This window comes from Nostoc sphaeroides, from assembly GCF_003443655.1.
Lineage (GTDB): Bacteria > Cyanobacteriota > Cyanobacteriia > Cyanobacteriales > Nostocaceae > Nostoc > Nostoc sphaeroides.
Genome location: NZ_CP031941.1, coordinates 2,314,693 through 2,333,664, shown reverse-complemented (window position 1 = coordinate 2,333,664; position 18,972 = coordinate 2,314,693). Strand labels below are relative to the sequence as shown.

16 protein-coding genes are annotated in these 18,972 nt (G+C 42.2%); 7 read left to right on the top strand and 9 right to left on the bottom strand.

All coding sequences use genetic code 11. From position 1 onward, the window contains the following. The first annotated feature begins 564 nt into the window (after positions 1-564). The gene (locus tag D1367_RS10495) at positions 565-1,524 is read left to right on the top strand and encodes a hypothetical protein (protein ID WP_147337350.1); all 960 of its coding nucleotides are present in this window, start codon (positions 565-567) and stop codon (positions 1,522-1,524) included. 208 nt (positions 1,525-1,732) lie between these two features. On the opposite strand, the gene D1367_RS10490 is transcribed toward D1367_RS10495, so the two are convergent. After that, entirely contained in the window at positions 1,733-2,575 is an 843-nt protein-coding gene (locus D1367_RS10490) for a D-alanyl-D-alanine carboxypeptidase family protein (protein WP_410477585.1), read from the bottom strand. Positions 2,576-3,117: 542 nt separating this feature from the next. On the opposite strand from D1367_RS10490, the gene mnmG reads away from it, so the two are divergent. From mnmG to D1367_RS10480, 3 genes are read left to right on the top strand one after another with little or no spacing between them, the layout of a single operon-like run. Then, the gene (gene mnmG, locus D1367_RS10485; RefSeq protein ID WP_118171301.1) at positions 3,118-5,061 is read left to right on the top strand and encodes a tRNA uridine-5-carboxymethylaminomethyl(34) synthesis enzyme MnmG; all 1,944 of its coding nucleotides are present in this window, start codon (positions 3,118-3,120) and stop codon (positions 5,059-5,061) included. A gap of 26 nt (positions 5,062-5,087) precedes the next feature. After that, positions 5,088-5,210 carry a hypothetical protein gene (locus D1367_RS32750; RefSeq protein ID WP_267255527.1) on the top strand — a complete coding sequence of 41 codons (123 nt, stop codon included), beginning with the start codon at positions 5,088-5,090 and terminating at the stop codon, positions 5,208-5,210. 60 nt (positions 5,211-5,270) lie between these two features. Beyond that, complete coding sequence (locus tag D1367_RS10480) at positions 5,271-6,629, top strand: hypothetical protein (protein WP_118166411.1); 1,359 nt, start codon at positions 5,271-5,273, stop codon at positions 6,627-6,629. 592 nt (positions 6,630-7,221) lie between these two features. Here the strand turns inward: D1367_RS10480 and D1367_RS10475 are convergent. Both D1367_RS10475 and D1367_RS10470 read right to left on the bottom strand, forming a co-directional pair. Then, the gene (locus D1367_RS10475; RefSeq protein WP_225892291.1) at positions 7,222-7,842 is read right to left on the bottom strand and encodes a hypothetical protein; all 621 of its coding nucleotides are present in this window, start codon (positions 7,840-7,842) and stop codon (positions 7,222-7,224) included. Positions 7,843-7,916: 74 nt separating this feature from the next. Then, entirely contained in the window at positions 7,917-8,873 is a 957-nt protein-coding gene (locus D1367_RS10470; protein WP_118166409.1) for a DNA polymerase III subunit delta', read from the bottom strand. A gap of 247 nt (positions 8,874-9,120) precedes the next feature. Between D1367_RS10470 and D1367_RS10465 the strand changes: the two genes are divergently transcribed. Then, on the top strand, positions 9,121-9,702 hold the full coding sequence (locus D1367_RS10465; RefSeq protein WP_118166408.1) for a DUF411 domain-containing protein: 582 nt from the start codon (positions 9,121-9,123) through the stop codon (positions 9,700-9,702). Positions 9,703-9,731: 29 nt separating this feature from the next. Here the strand turns inward: D1367_RS10465 and D1367_RS10460 are convergent, their stop codons facing one another. Further along, positions 9,732-10,700, bottom strand: coding sequence for a tetratricopeptide repeat protein (locus tag D1367_RS10460; RefSeq protein WP_118166407.1), 969 nt, complete (start codon positions 10,698-10,700; stop codon positions 9,732-9,734). A gap of 361 nt (positions 10,701-11,061) precedes the next feature. On the opposite strand from D1367_RS10460, the gene D1367_RS10455 reads away from it, so the two are divergent. Then, positions 11,062-11,688 carry an HD domain-containing protein gene (locus tag D1367_RS10455; protein WP_118166406.1) on the top strand — a complete coding sequence of 209 codons (627 nt, stop codon included), beginning with the start codon at positions 11,062-11,064 and terminating at the stop codon, positions 11,686-11,688. Between the two features lie 579 nt (positions 11,689-12,267). On the opposite strand, the gene D1367_RS10450 is transcribed toward D1367_RS10455, so the two are convergent. The 5 genes from D1367_RS10450 to D1367_RS10435 all read right to left on the bottom strand — a co-directional run bounded on the left by D1367_RS10450 (position 12,268) and on the right by D1367_RS10435 (position 16,954). Continuing rightward, on the bottom strand, positions 12,268-12,993 hold the full coding sequence (locus tag D1367_RS10450) for a lipoate--protein ligase family protein (protein ID WP_118166405.1): 726 nt from the start codon (positions 12,991-12,993) through the stop codon (positions 12,268-12,270). Positions 12,994-13,046: 53 nt separating this feature from the next. Next, on the bottom strand, positions 13,047-13,526 hold the full coding sequence (locus D1367_RS10445) for a YbjN domain-containing protein (protein WP_118166404.1): 480 nt from the start codon (positions 13,524-13,526) through the stop codon (positions 13,047-13,049). A gap of 295 nt (positions 13,527-13,821) precedes the next feature. Beyond that, positions 13,822-13,965 (bottom strand): hypothetical protein, encoded by a 144-nt coding sequence (locus D1367_RS30695; protein WP_181985135.1) that lies wholly within the window; start codon positions 13,963-13,965, stop codon positions 13,822-13,824. Positions 13,966-14,662: 697 nt separating this feature from the next. Further along, positions 14,663-15,613, bottom strand: a complete 951-nt coding sequence (locus D1367_RS10440) for an AAA family ATPase (RefSeq protein WP_118166403.1) — start codon at positions 15,611-15,613, stop codon at positions 14,663-14,665. A 246-nt stretch (positions 15,614-15,859) separates the two neighbouring features. After that, complete coding sequence (locus D1367_RS10435) at positions 15,860-16,954, bottom strand: DUF4350 domain-containing protein (RefSeq protein WP_118166402.1); 1,095 nt, start codon at positions 16,952-16,954, stop codon at positions 15,860-15,862. A gap of 336 nt (positions 16,955-17,290) precedes the next feature. Between D1367_RS10435 and D1367_RS10430 the strand changes: the two genes are divergently transcribed. Next, positions 17,291-18,862, top strand: a complete 1,572-nt coding sequence (locus D1367_RS10430) for an adenosine deaminase (RefSeq protein ID WP_118166401.1) — start codon at positions 17,291-17,293, stop codon at positions 18,860-18,862. The last annotated feature ends 110 nt before the right edge of the window (positions 18,863-18,972 follow it).

The window sequence follows — 18,972 nt, the reverse complement described above, 5'->3', positions numbered from 1 at the left end:
TGAACAGATCAATAGCGATCGCCTCCAAGCTGCTTTAAAGTCAAGAGAACAATAGCGATCGCCTGCGAAGATTAAATCGTTTAATAGCTATTAAAACAGTCGAGTGATGCTTGCATCAGCAAGTAAAAATAATCAGTAGTTACTAAATTTTAACCAAAATATTATTTTAACCAAAATATTATGAAATCTTAACATTACTTCAATATAGTATTAGCAAGATAATTCCAAATACAGTTTTTAACCTAAAAATTTGACTTTGAATCGGCAAATTAAACACCCTTTTCTCTTTGTTCATTGAGTAAATAGTCAGTAGAACAGTATTGAGTTAAGTTGTCTTAGTCTGTTTACAGTCAAAGGTTTAATAGTGTTTCAATTTTGCAAGCTTATAGGCTATATAAGCAAAGTTAAACTAATGCAGACTAGTTTTAACTTTTAGCCTGCAAAGGTTAGCTCTTGTTTGTGTCGTTAAAGACTTTTAGCCAGATAGCAATTTGCACATTTGGAATTCTGCATATTTGGAATATTCCCAAAATTTTAACAGGTTTCAACAAGGAGAAAATTCTCATGGTTCTTTACGGCTATACCATTGGAGATGCGGATATCAATCCTAGACAAGCTGGAGAACAATTCGCAGTTTACCGCTTCCCCATAAGCCCCCTTGCTACTACTCCCGAAAAAGTAGGCGAAATCACTGCTGCGAATATTAATAACGCAGAACTAGAAGGTTTGGGAACTAACCCCATTACCGGAAGAGCAAGTGCGGTTAACGAAGCGCGTGGTTCTAATACAATACCTGGTCCTGTTGTTGTCGTTAATAATGTAGATCAGCCTTTTGCTCCAGTCACGGTCTCAGCAACAGCTACACCATCTGACCTACGTCGTTTTGGGTTTGACTCAGGTGCTGACTTTGGACGTGACTATTCAGTAACTGGTCAACCAATTGTTCTATACAACATTTCATCGGATGCTGAGACGCCCGTAGGAAGCTCTCTTTATAAAATTACTACAGCTAACCCTGGAACTGTTACCCTTGTAGACGGCTTTGGCGCACCTACTACTGCTGCACAAAGACAAGGAACTCAACCTACCAACCCTGGAAAACATGCCGATGGATTAGCTATCGACAATCTCAATCCTGGTAGAACTCGCGCTCTTGCTAGCGATTTCACTAGTGGTGATGGAGATGGCAACCAGCTTCACAAAGTAGATTTGCTCACTGGTGAGCTATCTGCACCGATTACTTTGAGAACTCCTTCAGGGCAAGCTCTGAATGTTGATTTAGATTCTGGATTGGCATTTACTAACAGCGGTTCTCAAAGATTGTTGGCTTTGCTGGAAAATGGCGCTGTGTATGAGATCACAGGCTACCAAGATGAACTTGCTGCATCAGGTCTAGGTTTAGGTAGTGCTACTGGTACTAATGGTGCTGGCTTTGCAACCGCCACCTTACTTGGTACCGTTAATTTACCAAGTGCTTCGACTGGAGCCATTGATTATGAAGGCTTTACGATTGTTAATGAATAACAGTCGTTAGGGTACTCTTTGTTCAACTCTTGTAAATACTACTTTTACAAGAGTTGAATAACGGAGCTAAAGATAAAAAAGTTTTATTTTTAAATTTATTCAATCTATTCAATTGCTTATAAAAACTTGATGCTTATGTATGATTGCAGAAACTTACATCATGTCCGTTTAATAGCATGTCTAATTCTGTATTAAATGATATTAATAATTAAAGTGGGGTAATCCAATAAATAATGCCTCGGATAACTTGTTTGTTAAAACCAAACAGAGGTAAATTCTCTTCAGTTAAACCCACATAACTCCAATGTGGAACATCATTTTGTACAGTTTGAAACCAACCATTTTGATTAAGAGCTTTTCTTTGTTCTTTACTACCTACGCGTAAATCAATTGCTAATCCCCAGAGATGTTGTGAAGTTCCAGGAGGTGCAACCACACCGAGAATTTTTGTTTCTTTGCCCTGTTGAACTTTCGCCAAAATTTGATTGTTAGCATATTTGTGCCAAAATCTTAAATTCGTATTGAAAGTGCGAGTACAATCACCAGAACCATAACCAGATTTTAGTGGTATTTGTTGCTGGATTCGCGCTTTATTTAAAGCATCAGCCGCCGATTTTTGTAAATAACAATCTTTAGTGCCATCAACATGACTCATTGTTAAACTACCTTGAAACTCTTGGGTTTCTTGTTCATTAGCAAAAATATTTTTTTGCGGTAGTTTAATTTCGACATTTTGATTTACAAAGACTGCGCCATAGTTTCGCAGCAAAATATATTCATAAGTACCAGGCTGGGGAACTATGGGTAACTTCCTAGCGATCGCAGATAAAAAACGCTGTTGAGCATTTAATTTTGGATCGGGAAGAAATGGTTCTAATGTCGTCTTTTTAAAGGTATGTGTACAAAGTAATGAATCAGTACTCAGGCATCCATTTAATGGTTGGGCAGTTATCGCAACTTTGTGGTGGGTAATTTCATTACTAGCTACTAATACAAAAATCATCAAAATAACTATACTGACGAAAGTTGCCTTTCTTAAAAATCTAGTAATATTCCTTTGCTTTTTAAGAGTAAGTTTCATTTCTAAATAATTACTGAATTGATTCCAGAATAAAGTTAAGAAAATGCTGAGATATATTTATTGTTAATTAGTTAGTTAGTTAGTTAAAAACACAAGTTAGTTATTTACATTAATCTATATATCACTCCTAAATAATTTTTATAAACTATATATCTCTTTATTATTTCTTCCCTTTGCAACCTTGGCGTACTTTGCGGTTCGTTTTCTTCTTGATATTTTTCACGAATTAAATAAGACTGCTATAGTTTTATGCATATCTAATATCTCTCAGCAATCAATCAAATTTGTGCTAATTGCTAAACATGGGAACAATAGTTGTAATAAACAACCCGGAAGATTGTCACAAATTTTAAAAAGATTATATTTTTACTTAATCCTCAAGTTAAAAAAAGAAAATTACCTTTAATTCAGTACTAGTAAATTTGATAACTTTTTTATCAGAAAGTTACATCCCTGAAACCACTGGAACAGTTAAAATTGAAAAGAACTCTCAGCAAGCTGATCCTGTAAGTATGACCATGCACAATTCCGTTGAATTCCAAGACGCTTTTGATGTCATAGTCGTCGGTGCAGGTCACTCCGGTTGCGAAGCAGCTCTCGCCTCTGCACGCCTCGGTTGTCGTACCCTGCTATTGACGCTCAACTTGGATAGAATCGCTTGGCAACCTTGTAATCCAGCAGTGGGTGGCCCAGCCAAATCTCAGTTGACTCATGAGGTAGATGCACTCGGCGGGGAAATTGGTAAAGTAGCAGACCGCACCTACCTACAAAAACGTATCCTCAACTCTTCACGGGGGCCTGCTGTTTGGGCATTACGCGCCCAGACAGACAAGCGCGAATATGCATCAGTGATGAAGAATATTGTCGAGAACCAAGAAAACTTGACAATCCGCGAAAGTATGACAACAGATTTAGTGCTGGGCGCTAACGGTGAAGTCATCGGCGTTGAAACTTATTTTGGTGTCGGGTTCCAGTGTAAAGCAGTCATCTTGACAACTGGCACCTTCCTGGGGGGGAAAATTTGGGTTGGTAACAAATCAATGCCAGCCGGACGTGCAGGAGAATTTGCGGCTGAAGGATTGACACAAACCCTAAATCGCCTGGGATTTGAAACCGGCAGACTCAAAACTGGAACTCCAGCGCGGGTAGACAAGCGATCGGTAGATTATAGTAAAATGCTCATCCAGCCAGGGGATGAAGATATACGCTGGTTTAGCTTTGACCCAGAGGCGTGGGTAGAACGGGAACAAATGCCTTGCTACATTACCCGCACAACTGCCGAAACCCATCGCCTAATTCAGGAAAATTTGCACCTGTCACCAGTTTATGGCGGTTGGGTGGAAGCGAAAGGGCCGCGTTATTGTCCCAGTATTGAAGATAAAATTGTCCGCTTTGCCGATAAGGAAAGCCATCAAATCTTTATTGAACCAGAAGGAAGGGATATACCCGAACTTTATATCCAAGGGTTTTCCACAGGGTTACCCGAAAATTTGCAACTGCAAATGTTACGGACTCTCCCCGGTTTGGAAAAATGTGTGATGCTGCGTCCGGCGTATGCTGTGGAATATGACTATTTACCTGCAACTCAGTGTTACCCCACACTGATGACTAAAAAGATTGCCGGACTGTTTTGTGCTGGGCAGATTAACGGCACTACAGGTTATGAAGAAGCCGCAGCTCAAGGGCTGGTGGCAGGAATTAACGCAGTTCGATTTGTTCGCTCTCAAGAAATGATTGTCTTTGCCCGCGAGCAAAGTTACATTGGGACGCTAGTTGATGACTTGTGTACAAAAGACCTGCGGGAACCTTACCGGATGCTCACCAGTAGGTCTGAGTACCGATTGATATTGCGTTCTGACAATGCCGACCAACGCTTGACACCCTTGGGACGGGAAATCGGTTTAATTGACGATCGCCGTTGGGATCTATTTACCCAAAAGCAAGCCAATATTACCACAGAAAAGCAAAGATTGCAAGCCACACGAGTCAAAGAACATGATGAAATAGGAATAGCGATCGCATCTAATACCCAGCAATTAATTAAAGGTTCAATTACCCTCAACGACTTGCTGCGCCGTCCCGGATTCCATTACGTTGACCTCGACAGGTTCGCCCTTGGAAACCCCAACCTCAACCGCGCCGAGAAAGAAGGCGCAGAAATTGACATCAAGTATTCTGGCTATCTCGCTAGGCAACAAAATCAGATTGACCAAATTGCTCGCCAAGCACACCGCCAGTTACCTGCGGATTTGGATTATACAATAATTGATACCCTATCCAAAGAGGCGCGGGAAAAGCTAACTCACGTAAAACCACTCACTCTTGGTCAAGCTGCACGTATTGGTGGTGTGAACCCAGCAGACGTTAACGCTTTATTATTATATTTAGAATTGCGTAGAATCAAGAGCCAGTCGGAGTTTCCAGCGTTAGCTTCACACAAACTTGATAAAGACTGAGTATAGTAGTAGGGAGGGGGATTGGTATGATAGATGACATAAATATTAGTAGTGGCATCATCAACAATCCCCAGATTAAAGTTGACTTTAATACCAACGCTCAACCAACTCGTCTCAATCAGACGGTAGATTGGATATTTTATCTGTAATCCTAATTAAGAGGCAGTAGGCGCGGCGTTTCCTCGTCCTAGCAACAACCCAGAAAGTCTATGTTACAAGAAGCCAGCACCCGTCTCATAGTACCGGAACCATCAGAAGACTTAATCGCCAACGAGCCTTGGTCGATAGAAAACTATGCTGATGGTCTAATGGATGAACTCTTTGCCGATATCGACTCCATTCTGGATGTTAGTAGTAATCTGCTTTCTCAAACCGTTAGGCAAAGTAGGCAGAAGAAATCCAACCAGTTTGTTGCTGGGGTTTCTCCCCAATATCAACGCCAGTCGCCTCCAGAAAACGTGGTGCAAACAGTTACGACAATACCGCAGATTATCTTACCAAACGCAGTAAACCAAGCAGTACAGTCAGTTGCTCATAACCACAAACACTTGAGTACCGTTGTATTTGACACCGCCTCCGTAAAAAGAGTTAGTAGAAAGCGTCAGAAAAGTAGTCGAAATTTGGGCAAACTGCTGATGGTGGGAACAACTTTAGGCGTGGCGATCGCTGGTACTATCTACTTGGTACAGTCTGGAGTCGTATATCTTTTAAATACCAACTTTACCCAGCCAGCTTTTTTAGTGCCGCAACCGCAGTCACGGTTGCCAACAAAAGTAGAAATTGAGGCAGATTTAGTTGACTACATGCTGCAATCGCTGGCAGTTATAGATAAGCAAGAAGCAATGCCCAATCAAAAATCTGCCAGCCCAGGATTTTCCAGTCAGACAAATACTAACCAAATAGCCCTTGGCAAGAGCCAAACAACTGGTAATCTACCATCACTTCCACTTCTAGCTAATAATACACCATCAGCCCCCAACCGTTCTGGAAGTGTTGTTGAGCGCATTTACGTTCCTGTTTATCAAGCGCCGTCGCCAATGCGCTACGCCCTGCCGGCTATTCCTGGTAGTCCTATAGTTTTACCACAAGTTGCGAGTGCGTTACAGGGATCTAAACCGGATGTTGTGAAAAATGCCCTGAATACAGTGCGACAAGCTGCCAAGCCTGTAACTGTCAACATGTTAGCTGCGGCTGTAAGAGCCGAACTTAAACCTGTAGCGGCGAAAACTGCACCGATTACCGTGCGGCAAACACCCAGCCCTCTGCCTGCATTACCAGTAGTTGCATTACGTGCAGCCCTCGCCCCAGAGTCAGAACCAACTATTATCCAAGAACAAGTATATCCGGCAGTTGCGATCGCAGAGGCTCCGAGTAATACCTTAGAAGGATTACTAGAGTTAGGCAACAAATCTGCCGCTTTGTTTAAAATTGATGGCGTAACTCGCCGCGTCAATATGGGTGAAAGTATCGGCGAAAGCGGTTGGACATTAGTCGATGTAAGTAATGGTGAAGCTGTTATCCGCCGTAACGGCGAAGTCCGATCGATTTACGCAGGGCAGAAACTTTGACAACTCCCCAGCCTAAAATTAGCTCCTCACTGGTAGGTTAATTTCAAAATGAATATGATTATCGTGACCACTCAGAGAAACACAAAGTCTTTCTCTAATTAGCGAGATTACTTGCAGGATAAGCATGATCAGAATTGTCTTAATGTCTATCAGCTGACTACTCTACATAACCAGGACTTACGCAAAAATTGCCGAAAAGCTTAATTTATCGAACCGCCAAGACGCCAAGAACGCCAAGAATTCGTAGAGTGTGCGTAAGTCCTAATAACTATTGACAAAAAATACAAAATATAATTCCCGCTTAAAAACCATATCTTTCGTAATAGCACAGCATTGCTCATAGGTGTCAACTTAAGCTAAAACCCTTTTCAAATCTCGTTTCCAGTCTCAGACTGGAAATGCAGATCAATTGCGGCTCTGCCGCTAATCTTGAGGCGGCAGCCTCTAATTAGGCATTCCCAGTCGGAGACTCTTGACGAGGCAAGACTGGGAACGAGACAATCTAAAAGCTAGTTCCAAGTTGGCTTTCAGCGTAAGTCCTAGAATAGATAATAGTTGGGTTAAAATGTGTAGGTATAGCCCGTTGCATCGCTTAATAAATGTTTCGCCAAGCGTTCACCGTCCCTTTGCCAATTTCGCTATCAACAGTTTGACCACCTTCCAAGACTAGTCTGATGTCTAAGTTCTCATCTGGAGCATTTTTCAAAGCAGTGGCTAATTCTTGACTGACTGCAAAAGTGCCGGTTGAACCGTCTACTTGAAAAACTTTTTCCCTGACCTTGAGCAAAAGTTTATCGACTTTCCTGGTAGTGACAAACCTAAGAAAGTCAGGTCTAGGATACACACGACCTGCGGTGTAGAAAGGAAACCTTGCTTCACCCGAATTTACAGTTACGAGAACTCGAATGCTTGAAGGAGTCCACAAACTAATAACTTGCGTTGCACCCTCACGGAACAAATAGCCACCTAAGGAGTTGCGGTCAAAAACCCCAAGAAACTCCCCTTCAAAAGGGTCAACGATTCTCACGGCTTTCGACCAAGGTACATCCATATCAGGGGATAATCCTGCTGATTTGACTACTGGTAAATCGCTTGATGCTTTGGCAAGACTAGCTACCTCTTGAACAGTGAAAGCAGGACAAACTTGAGGTGAAAGCACAGCCAAGCTAGTCCCTAAAAGAAGAACTGGAATTGTCTGCGGTAAGTTCATCATAAGTTAAGGGTACAATCTTCAAAGATAATAATTGGACAGCCTTTATTAGTCATCCTCCGCAAGACTTTTGTTTGCTATGAAGCTTTGACAATTGAGCATACAGATAAAAGCAGACATTCCCAAACTAGCCGTGGTTGAGCGTAAGAAAGTAAGTATTTACGAGATTGTTCTAGCTGGTTGATGATGCTGGGTTGATGCCACTGCTGCCAGTAGAATTGCTGAAGATAATCAATTAACCACAGTTGGGCTTCTGTATCTAAATCTTTATCAATTTTCTTCGCTAACTCCAAGGCTTTGCGGTAAGAAGCAGGAGCTTTTTTTAAGTCTTCGAGTAACTCTGAAGGAATAGCTTGTAATTGCTCGTAAGATGCGATCGCACTTCCGGCACTGCCAGCTGCTATGCTCAATACTGCCTGATTTGACAAAATTTCTTGATGACCAGTTTGTGTGAGTACAACAGCCAAAGACTGTGCATCTAAGCGATAAAAAGGAATGCGTTGACAGCGTGATACCAAAGTTGGCAAAACAGACTCTAAGGTAGGTGCAATTAAAATTAACGTTGCCTGTCCCGGTTCTTCTAAAGTTTTAAGTAAAGCATTTGCTGCTGCTTCTGCCATTGTTTGGGCTTCTTCCAGCACCACCACATTCCTCGGCGCTTCCAAGGGTGGACGACTGAGAAACTCGGTAATTTCCCGAATTTGCTCTAGCCGAATTACAGGTGGTGCTTTACGCTTAAGTCCTTTTTCGGCCGCTTCTGCTGCTGTTAATCGTTGTCCCTGGTATTGGTACGTCGGTTGCACCCACAACAAAGATGGATGGTTCCCTTGACGCAAACGGTTTTGTAAAGCCGCAGTGACTCCCATCTCATTAGAAAATAGCAATTCCACAAAACACTTGGCTGCTAAACTTCTTCCTACACCATCTGGCCCTACAAATAGATACGCTGGAGCAACCCGATTTTGAAGGGCAGCCTGAGTGAGTAATTCTATGGCTTGCTGTTGTCCTACAAGTGGTGCAAATGGGTTAATAATTCAGTACCTTCGCCAAAACAAGAATATAGAAAACAGAGGGCTGATGTAGTAGAGTTGTTGTTTTCTAGAACCACAACTTAGAAGTTAAAAAATGCCAATATTTGACATATTAGCACTGTTATAATGACTTCTACCGCGTAAGGGTCGTAGTATTTTTAAACGCAGAGGGGCGCAAAGGTACGCAGAGTTTTTTTGAAGGGAATTTGTTACAACAAACTTATGCAATGTTGTACTTAGGAAGTCTCAGATGTCGTACAAACAATTTATTTATTGCTGGCAAAAATGCTTACCTCCTATCTTGGTACGTGTTGCTGTACGTGCAGTGGTAATATTTTGTCTAACAGTCGGAGTGTTAAGCATATTGGGAAGCACTGCTCCGATGAGTAATGCTCAACTGGTAAGTACTACTAAAGGTATCCAAGATAAACAGACACCATTAAAATCAACAGCGCTAAATGCAACTGTATATCACAGTCCTGATTGTAATTGTTGTGGTGGGTGGATTGACCACTTAAAGACACAAGGTTTTCAAATCACAGACTTTTCTACGCCTGACATCGAAACAGTCAAACAAAAGTACAATGTGCCAGATAACTTGTCATCTTGCCACACAGCAATTGTTAATGGATATGTTATCGAAGGACACGTCCCAGCAGACGACATCAAACGTTTGCTTCAAGAAAAGCCAAATGTTGCTGGTTTATCTGTTCCGCAAATGCCTGTAGGCACTCCTGGGATGGAGATGGGGGATCGAAAAGACCCGTTTTATGTGCTTTCTTTTGATCGCAAGGACTCTGTTGCGGTATTCAACCAATACCCGTCCTCTTGATGTAATCTCGCTGTATTCGGGGGAATATGTCAATCGTTAGAATCAGCTTTGATGAACTGCGACAAATGACTGAACCATCTCCCTAACCAGAAGGGAGATGCTGCACTTGCAATATTTTGAGAAAGAAGCTCAATGGCATGGTTACAATCTTGCAGACTTGCATCGAGTCCCATTGTATGATATAATTCGCGGGCATTGCAAAAAGCATCCATCGCTTCTGATTCTCGATTGATTTTTTCTAAGACCAGACCCAAATTAAACCAGGCGTTTGCTTCTGCATTTTGGTCATCAAGATTTCTTCTGATATCTAATGAATATTGATGAAACTCAACCGCCTTTTGGTACTGTCCTAGAGCATTATAAGCATTACCCAACGCACTTAAGGCCATGGCTTCCCCGTTGCGTTGGCAATGCCCGCCGTAGGCATCGCAGATGAATCTTGCCAGTTCTAACCATTGCTGGTAAAACTTAATTGCCAGTTGGTATTGCCCCAACGATTCATAAGTATTGCCCAAACTTCCCAGACAAATGCATTCCCCAGTCCAATCGCCTATTTTCTTGCTGATACTCAACCACTGCTGATAAAATTCGATCGCTTGTTCATACTTGCCCAGGTATTCATAAGTATTGCCCAAGCTTCCCAAGCAAATGCCTTCGCCAGTGCGATCGCCTATTTTCCTGGTGATGCTCAACCACTGATGATAAAATTCAATCGCTCGCTGGTATTTTCCCAGTGATTGGTAAGAGTTACCCAACCCAGATAAAGATTTAGCTTCCCCTAAGCGATCGCCTATTTCTTTCGCTATATCCAACCACTGCTGATAAAACTCAATTGCCAGGTGATACTCGCCAAGTGACTGGTAAGCATTGCCCAAACTTGCTAAACAAACGACTTCCCCATTGCGATCGCCTGTTTCTCTGGCTTTGTGCAAGCACCGCTTTTCAAACTCAATGGAATCGATGTTATTTAGGCCCCCGGATTTAATTACTTCTGTCATTCTCTATAGAAAAGGAAATTTGTGATCGATAAGCTGTCGATTATACAATTTTCTGTGGCTTTCGCACACTATAAGTGCAACATTGAAAGGAATTGCCTGAAATGGCATCAGAAATTAAATTGGCTGTGCAGTTTTGAAAGTGTCACTCAATATACTCGCCTTTTGATAGAAGCAGTGATACTATTTATTTGTGTGAGGAGCAAGTTAAAAATAAAAAGCGTCTGGGGTGGAAACACGGCAACACTCCCAGGCGCTTTTTAATTGGTATGTAGAAAAAATCTCTTGCATGTTTGCTGCAATAACTGAGATAATCGCCTACAGTTAAAAATCCAGTCAACCCGACTCACAATCAGAAATCTAGGTGCAAATTAATCGGCTGACTCAACAAATTCAGTTCATCATCGAGATTGACCAATTGAAACAGGTGATGCGCCAAACCCTACTTATTGATGGGTCACGCCGAGAAAATAGTGCAGAACATTCTTGGCATTTAGGGGTGATGGCGATCGCATTAGCAGAATATGCCCCGGAGGGTGTTGATATATTCCATGCCATCAAAATGCTGCTAATTCACGATTTGGTAGAAATTGATGCAGGTGATACCTTCTGCTACGATGTGCAGGGTAATGACAGCAAGGTAGAACGAGAACTACAAGCAGCGTTACGCTTATTTGGACTTTTGCCAGCAGATCAAGCTAGGGAGTTGCGTTTACTCTGGGATGAGTTTGAAGCAGGGGAAACACCTACCGCCAAGTTTGCCGCAGCCCTAGACCGTATACAGCCTTTGCTGCACAATCAACAAACTCAGGGCGGGACTTGGCGCATTCATGGCATTAGGCGCGATCAGGTCATGAAACGGGTAGCGCCAGTAGAAACAGGTGCGCCGGAACTGTGGCCGTTTGTCCTGCAATTGATTGATGATTGTGTGATAGCAGGATATATAAAGGAGAGTCCTGCATTCACTCCTGTGGCAGGCGATTATTCGTAAGGGAGTCAGTAATTAGACATCTCCAGATATTAAATATGCGTTACCCAGAACCCTTGTAGAGACGTAGCAGTGCTATGTCAAAACAATTCTTTTTCACTCCTATATCTATTTGATTCGGTGCGTTATACCAATTCACGAAAATCCTGATACATCATATAGATTTATTGTAAGGGCATGGCAATGCCCATTGGTGTCAACTTAAGCTACAGATAGCTTGACTGTTGCCTTCCTCACCCGCCTTGAACTAAAGTTCAAGGCTAATAACTAAAGTCTACTAAAGTAGACTAAAGATTTTTGGCCATATTTAGTCATCTTCAGATGAGTTTCGCTATTAGGAAGGAACTGAAGTCAATACGCTTGGGTTAAGGCCAAAACTCTTGTTTTACGAACCGCAGAGGCGCAGAGAACACAGAGAGAAGAAAGAGTATAAATGCTTAACTGAACTGTATTGGAACTGAAGTTCCTTGCGAGACATAGCTTTTACGTTAAGTTGACACCTATGGGCATTGCGCCTTGCCCCTACCAGCTTTTTTGTATCATTATTAAAGTGAAATGGTATTACGCTGTCGCTAACACACCCTACGTTGTTGCCAAAATTTTCTCCCACTCAGATTGTGAGAGGGGTTGCAACTCTATCTGCATATCAAAACAATCACTAGCTGCGGCAACTAAAGCTGCAATAATCTTTTCTACACTCAGACTTTGAGGCAGTTGTACAGTCGTAAAAGATTCTGCACCAAATACTTGAGTAAACAGTTCAGAATCGGGTTGCAAACGAATGGAACCATGTTGCAAAATTACCCCACCACGTCGCAATTGAGCGCTACCAATGAGTTTGCTAGCATCTGGCAAAACTAAATCTGCACTGGTAGCGGTGCCAAAACAGTTAGGATTGTGGATGTAACTTCGCCCAGCCGTACCGTAATGTAATTCTACGCCGAGCGATCGCCACCCTTGAATCAAAAACTCACAAATTTTTTCGTACACCTGAAGGCGACTACCCGTAAGTCCAGATGTGACTACAGCGTAAGTTAAATCACCTTGGTGTAACACAGCCCGTCCACCAGTCGGACGCCGCACTAAATCTAGTTTTTGTCCTTGCCAAGTTAAATGTTGCCAATATTCAGGGTATTGGCGTTGATGATAGCCGAGAGAAATGGCAGGTGGCGACCAAGTATAAAAGCGCAGAGTTGGCGGGTGCTTTCCAGACTGGTGCTGTTCTAGCAACCATCGGTCAATCGCCATCTGCACATTGCCAGTCGCCTCTAGCAAAGGAATTAGTCGCCAAACCTGATTGCTATGCATCCGATGCAGCAATAGCCCAATCCAAAATCCAAAATTCCAAAATCCAAAATTCTTTAACTCGCACCAAATTCAGTTTGTAAAGCTTCATCGTTATTATCAGCGATCGTTGCCACAATGGTAATGAGTCGAGATACTTCGCCAGGAGATAACTCAGCTAAGGTACGTGTTGATATCACAACCACTCGGTTTTCAATAATACCGAAACGCGCTTCAAAAGTACTAGAGCAGTTTAACTCCAAAAGATATCGCATCAACTTAGGTTCATCTTTGGCAGGTAAATTTAGCACCGTAGACCAAACCGTTATGGTGTCTTCATCGGTTGTCCCGTTGAGTTGGACAAATACTTGCACACTTCCATACTTAAACTTCCAGAGATAACCACCCTCTGGAGTGTGGCTAACCATCGCACTGTCATCTTGTTCTAAGGAATCGATGACATTCTCAATTACCTCTACATGGTTAATGCTTGCCGTCTCGGCGATTAGCTCATTAATCGATTCGTTACTAGGTATGGTTTCTTGGTAGCTTGTCATAGAGATTTTTTCCTCAACATCCTTGCTGTCTTATCTACACATACTTTATAACTTGTGGAGGCAGTTAGTTTGAGCTTCCTTTTGGCCTACTTTCCAAATGCCTAAAGTGTGGGGCTTTCCAATTAAAAAATACCTTCAGGGTAGGGGCACAGGATTGCTGTGCCTTTACAGAGTGGTCTATTTACCTGAAAATAGCTGTATATTTCTGGGTATGATTGCGAAATCCTGTAAATTTAGTTTGCAGATTTATTGATTCTGGCAATAAGATTTAGTCATGAGAGCAAAATTTTGGATATTAGCTTGTAGGTGTGATGAGTAAGGGCATATTCAAATTAGTTATCTGTGTTGGTTGTTGATCATTGGCGATATATGCATCGGCATTATATTTTAGCGATCGCACATCTACCGCGATCGCTAGTAAGGGCACAGCATTGCTCATAGGTGTCAACTTAAGCTAAAAATCGCTTATCTGTTGGCTTCCACGCCCGCCAGAGAATGAATTCTCTGGCTAATAGCTAAAGTCTACTGAAGTAGACTCAACATTTTGGGGGATATTTAGTAATCTTCATATTACTTTAGGCATTATGTAAAAATAAGTTGTACAAATTTTATCTTAAATAGCTTGTGATTCTAGCTTTCACATAAAAAGTGTTCAAGTTATTTTTACACAATTCCTTAGCTAAAAGCCAAGGAACTGAAGTTCCTTGCGCGACATCGTTTTCACGTTAAGTTGACACCAATAAGCATTGCTGTGCCCCTATAGCAACCCCTATGTACGTAGTTTACCGCCGTAGGCATCGCAGGATTAATTCTAAAAGTTCTATAAAAAATTTTGCAATCAGTTCTTTAAATAAACGGTCGTGGTCAATGATATTAATATCAGTTTACCTATAAGTTGATTCTAAATCATTGCTTTACTCCTTTTATTACTTCTAATATTTCGATGTAACCAAACGCGATCGCATTATCTCATGCAAGGTATGGCGGGTTGCCGTGAACTTAAGCCCCAGCGAATAAAATTTGCGGCTACACAAACAGGTAAGGAAAATTAAGGTTTTTAAGGCGAGTTTTGCCTGTATAGACACGGTTTATAACCGCCAATTTAATTTTACTAGTATAGCCTGACAAAGATTTTTTCATCTTGGAACTGCTACTTGATTAATTACCGACGCAATTACCGCATCCATTTGTAAACCATCCAGCATTGCTTCTGGTTTCAAAATGAGGCGATGACGTAAAAGCGGCGATGCAACTGCTTTAACATCATCTGGTGTGACAAAATCTCTTCCAGCCAACCACGCTAGGGCTTGAGATGTCTGCAACCAAGCACCGGCGGCGCGAGGCGATGCACCCAAAGTTAAATCAGGATATTGACGCGATATTCTCACCAACGCCAACAAATAATCAACGATCGCTTCTGATACTTTAACCTCTTTGACTGCTTGTCGTGCTTGCAAAATGTCGGCTACTGTTGCGATTGGTTTCAAACGGCTAATATCCATACGCCGTGCTGCAAAACCCGCCTGACGATTCAGTAACATTTGCTTTTCGGCAGCTTGATCTGGGTAATCTACCACCAGTTTAAATAAAAATCTGTCTAACTGCGCTTCTGGTAAGGGATAAGTCCCCTCAAATTCCAGGGGGTTTTGCGTCGCAATCACCCAAAATAAATCTGGTAAGGGCAAACTTTCACCATCCAATGTTACCTGCATCTCTTCCATCGCTTCTAATAGCGCCGCTTGTGTCTTTGGAGGAGTGCGGTTGATTTCGTCTGCTAGCAGCACTTCGGTAAATATTGGCCCTTTTTTCAAAGTGAAATTGCGGCTATTCAAGTCAAAAATATTTGTCCCAGTAATATCTGAAGGTAAAACATCTGGTGTTAGTTGAATCCGGCGAAATTCCCCTTGGATTAACTGCGCTAACACTTTTACTAGCAGAGTTTTACCAGTCCCCGGTACTCCTTCTAAAATTACGTGCCCACCCGCTAGCAGTGCTACTAAAAGTTGTTGTATTAGGCTAGATTGTCCGACAATTACTTGATTAAGACCTTGACCAAGGCGAATTAAAATAGGATGAGTTTCGCTCATATTTTTTAATAATTACAAAGATATTTCCAAGAAACAAATTATCCAAATAAACGAACCACAGAGACGCAGAGAACACAGAGAGAGGAGAAATAGAGAGAATTTTTAGGTCAGTTTGGGGATATTTTTTATTTGGAAGTCCCAAAAAAATAATTACGAATTACGAACTTGTACTGAGCGTCTTGCCCTGAGCGACTTGTGCCGAGCGAAGCCGAGGTAAGCCGAGGTAAGCCGAAGGGAGCCGAAGTATTACGAATTACGAATTAATCTAATCTTTCCCCATTTCCCCAACCAGCTTAACAGTTCTTGTTCACTGATGGGCTGTTTGCGAGATTGTAGCTTTAAAACTGCATCTAGTTCTGCTGCACTTGCGCCTGTTTTTTCTATCCAGAAGTTGATCAAGGCTTCAGGTTCTAAAGGTATTTGCCCTAATCCCAAGGCTTTTTGGAGTTGTAGTTGTTCTTGTTTACCCACCATCTCTACAACAAAGTCGGCGGTATCAGCTTTCTGCAAGACTCCGGCTAAAGCTTGGATGTATGCTTCGCTGTTATCTACAACTGGTGTATCTAAAGCTACTGGTTTGCCAAAGCGGCGATTCTGCGCCCAAATTAGCACTAATAGCAGGATACTGACTTGTACTAATATTGGAAATACAGGAGTTTTAGCAAAAAAACTAGATAAATCTGCTTCGCTTTCTTTCTTTCTGATATCGGCATCTTTATAGCCGTGGATGTATTCATCAACAAATACTGTGTTATTTTTTTCAGTAACCAAACTGGCTAGATACTTGAAATTACTTAAATAATCTTGGTAGGCGTTGGCGGCTAAATAAGGAGTGGTAGAAAAAATTACCTTTCCCTTTTTGTAATTTTCTTCCCAGACAACAGCACCGAAGCGATCGCCTAAATCAACTTGCTTAGAGTTAGCTTTTTTATATCGTCTACGTGTATCAATTTTAATATCACCTTTGGGGGATTTTTGCATAGTGCTAAACTGCGCCTCTGTAACCCGCGCCCCCGCACCCAAAATTACCAAAGTATTCCCTTTTTCTACCCATTCACGCTTTTGACTATCCAGTGTCGTTTCCCTTGGATCGCTGCTTACCTGTAGGAAGGTAACAGGGTTGTTATCTGGCTGAATATCACTAAAAGGCTTTTGCCAGCGCTTGATAGAAATTCCCTGCTGTTGCATAAAAGCATACCAAGCACCATAGCCATCGGAGGCGCGATTATAAGTAGAGCCAATGTTGATTTTAGTATTATTAGGAGCCGCAAATAAACTAAGTAAAACGATCGCAGCGAGTGCGATCGCTCCTATCCAAGCAAGACGATTTGAACGTTTCATCTTCCATCACTATAATCACTGCGTTTCAGGATCAGTAGTGTTAATACTTACTTATTTTTCAGGGAAAGTCAAAAATATTATTAATTTTATTAAATCCTGCATTAAAACACCTGTAGTAATAAACCATACAAGTTATTTGAATTATGCATATTACAATATGCGATCGCGCTGAACTAGGTAGGTTGCCCCGATTTATTGAGCAGATAATAAAATTTATTAATACGTATCTATCTTAGGCTATAGTTTATCTAGCTTATAAAGATTGATAGTTGATGGTTTTGAACAGCATGAGAACTCAGATAATTCTGGCCATGTTTTACAAAAAAATAAATCTATATGCATAGACGAGCGCGTTTATCTTTGTTTTTAGGAGTATTAACGAGTTCTAGCTGTTTTATCTTCAGTGTAGTAGCCCAAGTCCCATCTAATTCGCAGCAGTCCTCGACTGGGAGTGAAGCTGAAACTGCTAGTTGGTTTGAAGCCCATCGCGCCCAGCCAGCCGCTTTACGAGCATTTGTACAGCGAATGCCGAAGGGAGGAGATATCCACAGTCATCTAAGCGGGGCTGTATATGCAGAAAAATATCTGGAGTGGGCTGCCACCGATGGGTATTGTGTGAATCCACAGGCGGGGGCTTTAGTTGAACCAAAAGCTTGCGGTCAGGACAGTAGCTATTTTCCCGCCTCAGAATTGTTAAACCGAACATCTGTTTATGATTCCCTAATAAATCGTTGGTCTACTCGTAACCTCCCATTTGCTGGAAAATCTGGGCACGACCAATTTTTTGAGGCTTTTAGTGGTTTTGGGACAATATCAGACTCTACGAGCCGTCGGGATGATATGGTTGCGTCAGTAGCAAATCGGGCAGCTTCGCAGCATATTACCTATCTAGAGTTAATGCTTACCGTTCAGGGCAGTGAGGTTCGACAGCTAGGGCGTGAAGTTGGTTGGAATAAAGATTTTGCTCAAATGCACCGTCAATTGCTCAAACGAGGATTAACCAAGCTAGTGACACTTGGCAGCCAGCAATTTACAGAGTTGGAGCGCGAAGTCTCGAAAACACTCGGTTGCGGCACTCCATCGGCACAGCCTGGATGTGCAGTGAAAGTGAGCTATTTGCAGCAAACGACAAGAACAAAGTCGCCCGTTGAAGTGTTTGCTCAGTTAGCTTATGCCTTTGCACTAGATTCATCGGATTCGCGGGTAGTTGGCATCAATCTCGTCGCCCCAGAAGACAACCCAATTGCACTGCGCGACTACACCCTGCAAATGCAAATGCTGCAATTTTTAAAACGCCAATATCCCAATGTCAAGGTCGCGCTCCATGCCGGAGAGTTAACTCTGGGGTTGGTTCCAACGGAGGATTTACGTTTTCATATTCGGCAAGCTGTAGAAGTGGCACAGGCATCTCGCATCGGACATGGTGTGGGTATTTTTTTTGAGGAGCGTCCCTTCGAGTTGATGGAGCAAATGCGGCGACGCGGCGTGTTAGTCGAAATCTGCCTGACCAGTAATGAGGTTATTTTAAATGTCCAGGGAGATCAGCATCCTTTTAGGGAGTATTGGAAGGCTGGAGTACCAATGACCCTTGCTTCTGATGATGAAGGCATTTCCCGCATCGATTTGAGTCATGAGTATTTGTTAGCAGCAACGAGATATGGGCTGGGATATAAAGACCTCAAGCGACTGGCTCGCAATGGCTTAGAATATAGTTTCGCTGTGGGAAATAGTCTCTGGAAGTCGCCTGAGTTTAAGGCAATGGTTTCAGCTTGTGCAAGCGATACCCCTGGTGAAACCTCTGTTTCTCAAGAGTGCAGTGCTTTTTTGCAAAAGAGCGATCGCGCGCGGATTCAATGGCAGCTAGAATCGGAATTTGCTCGGTTTGAGTCATTGCAGAACTGGCTTTGATTGACTTTCACCAAAAGTGTAGAGCGATCGCACTTGGTCTGATGAGGTACAGCTTAACCTGACCCCGATAAAGCTGTGCTTTATCTCCCCTCTCCTTAGTAAGGAGAGGG

What these genes read in the sequence shown, in the direction of transcription:
- D1367_RS10495 (WP_147337350.1), top strand. Translation starts at nt 565, where the DNA reads ATGGTTCTTTACGGCTATACCATTGGAGATGCGGATATCAATCCTAGA.
- mnmG (WP_118171301.1), top strand. Translation starts at nt 3,118, where the DNA reads ATGACCATGCACAATTCCGTTGAATTCCAAGACGCTTTTGATGTCATA.
- D1367_RS32750 (WP_267255527.1), top strand. Translation starts at nt 5,088, where the DNA reads ATGATAGATGACATAAATATTAGTAGTGGCATCATCAACAATCCCCAG.
- D1367_RS10480 (WP_118166411.1), top strand. Translation starts at nt 5,271, where the DNA reads ATGTTACAAGAAGCCAGCACCCGTCTCATAGTACCGGAACCATCAGAA.
- D1367_RS10475 (WP_225892291.1), bottom strand. Translation starts at nt 7,842, where the DNA reads ATGATGAACTTACCGCAGACAATTCCAGTTCTTCTTTTAGGGACTAGC.
- D1367_RS10465 (WP_118166408.1), top strand. Translation starts at nt 9,121, where the DNA reads ATGTCGTACAAACAATTTATTTATTGCTGGCAAAAATGCTTACCTCCT.
- D1367_RS10460 (WP_118166407.1), bottom strand. Translation starts at nt 10,700, where the DNA reads ATGACAGAAGTAATTAAATCCGGGGGCCTAAATAACATCGATTCCATT.
- D1367_RS10450 (WP_118166405.1), bottom strand. Translation starts at nt 12,993, where the DNA reads ATGCATAGCAATCAGGTTTGGCGACTAATTCCTTTGCTAGAGGCGACT.
- D1367_RS10445 (WP_118166404.1), bottom strand. Translation starts at nt 13,526, where the DNA reads ATGACAAGCTACCAAGAAACCATACCTAGTAACGAATCGATTAATGAG.
- D1367_RS30695 (WP_181985135.1), bottom strand. Translation starts at nt 13,965, where the DNA reads ATGAGCAATGCTGTGCCCTTACTAGCGATCGCGGTAGATGTGCGATCG.
- D1367_RS10440 (WP_118166403.1), bottom strand. Translation starts at nt 15,613, where the DNA reads ATGAGCGAAACTCATCCTATTTTAATTCGCCTTGGTCAAGGTCTTAAT.
- D1367_RS10435 (WP_118166402.1), bottom strand. Translation starts at nt 16,954, where the DNA reads ATGAAACGTTCAAATCGTCTTGCTTGGATAGGAGCGATCGCACTCGCT.
- D1367_RS10430 (WP_118166401.1), top strand. Translation starts at nt 17,291, where the DNA reads ATGCATAGACGAGCGCGTTTATCTTTGTTTTTAGGAGTATTAACGAGT.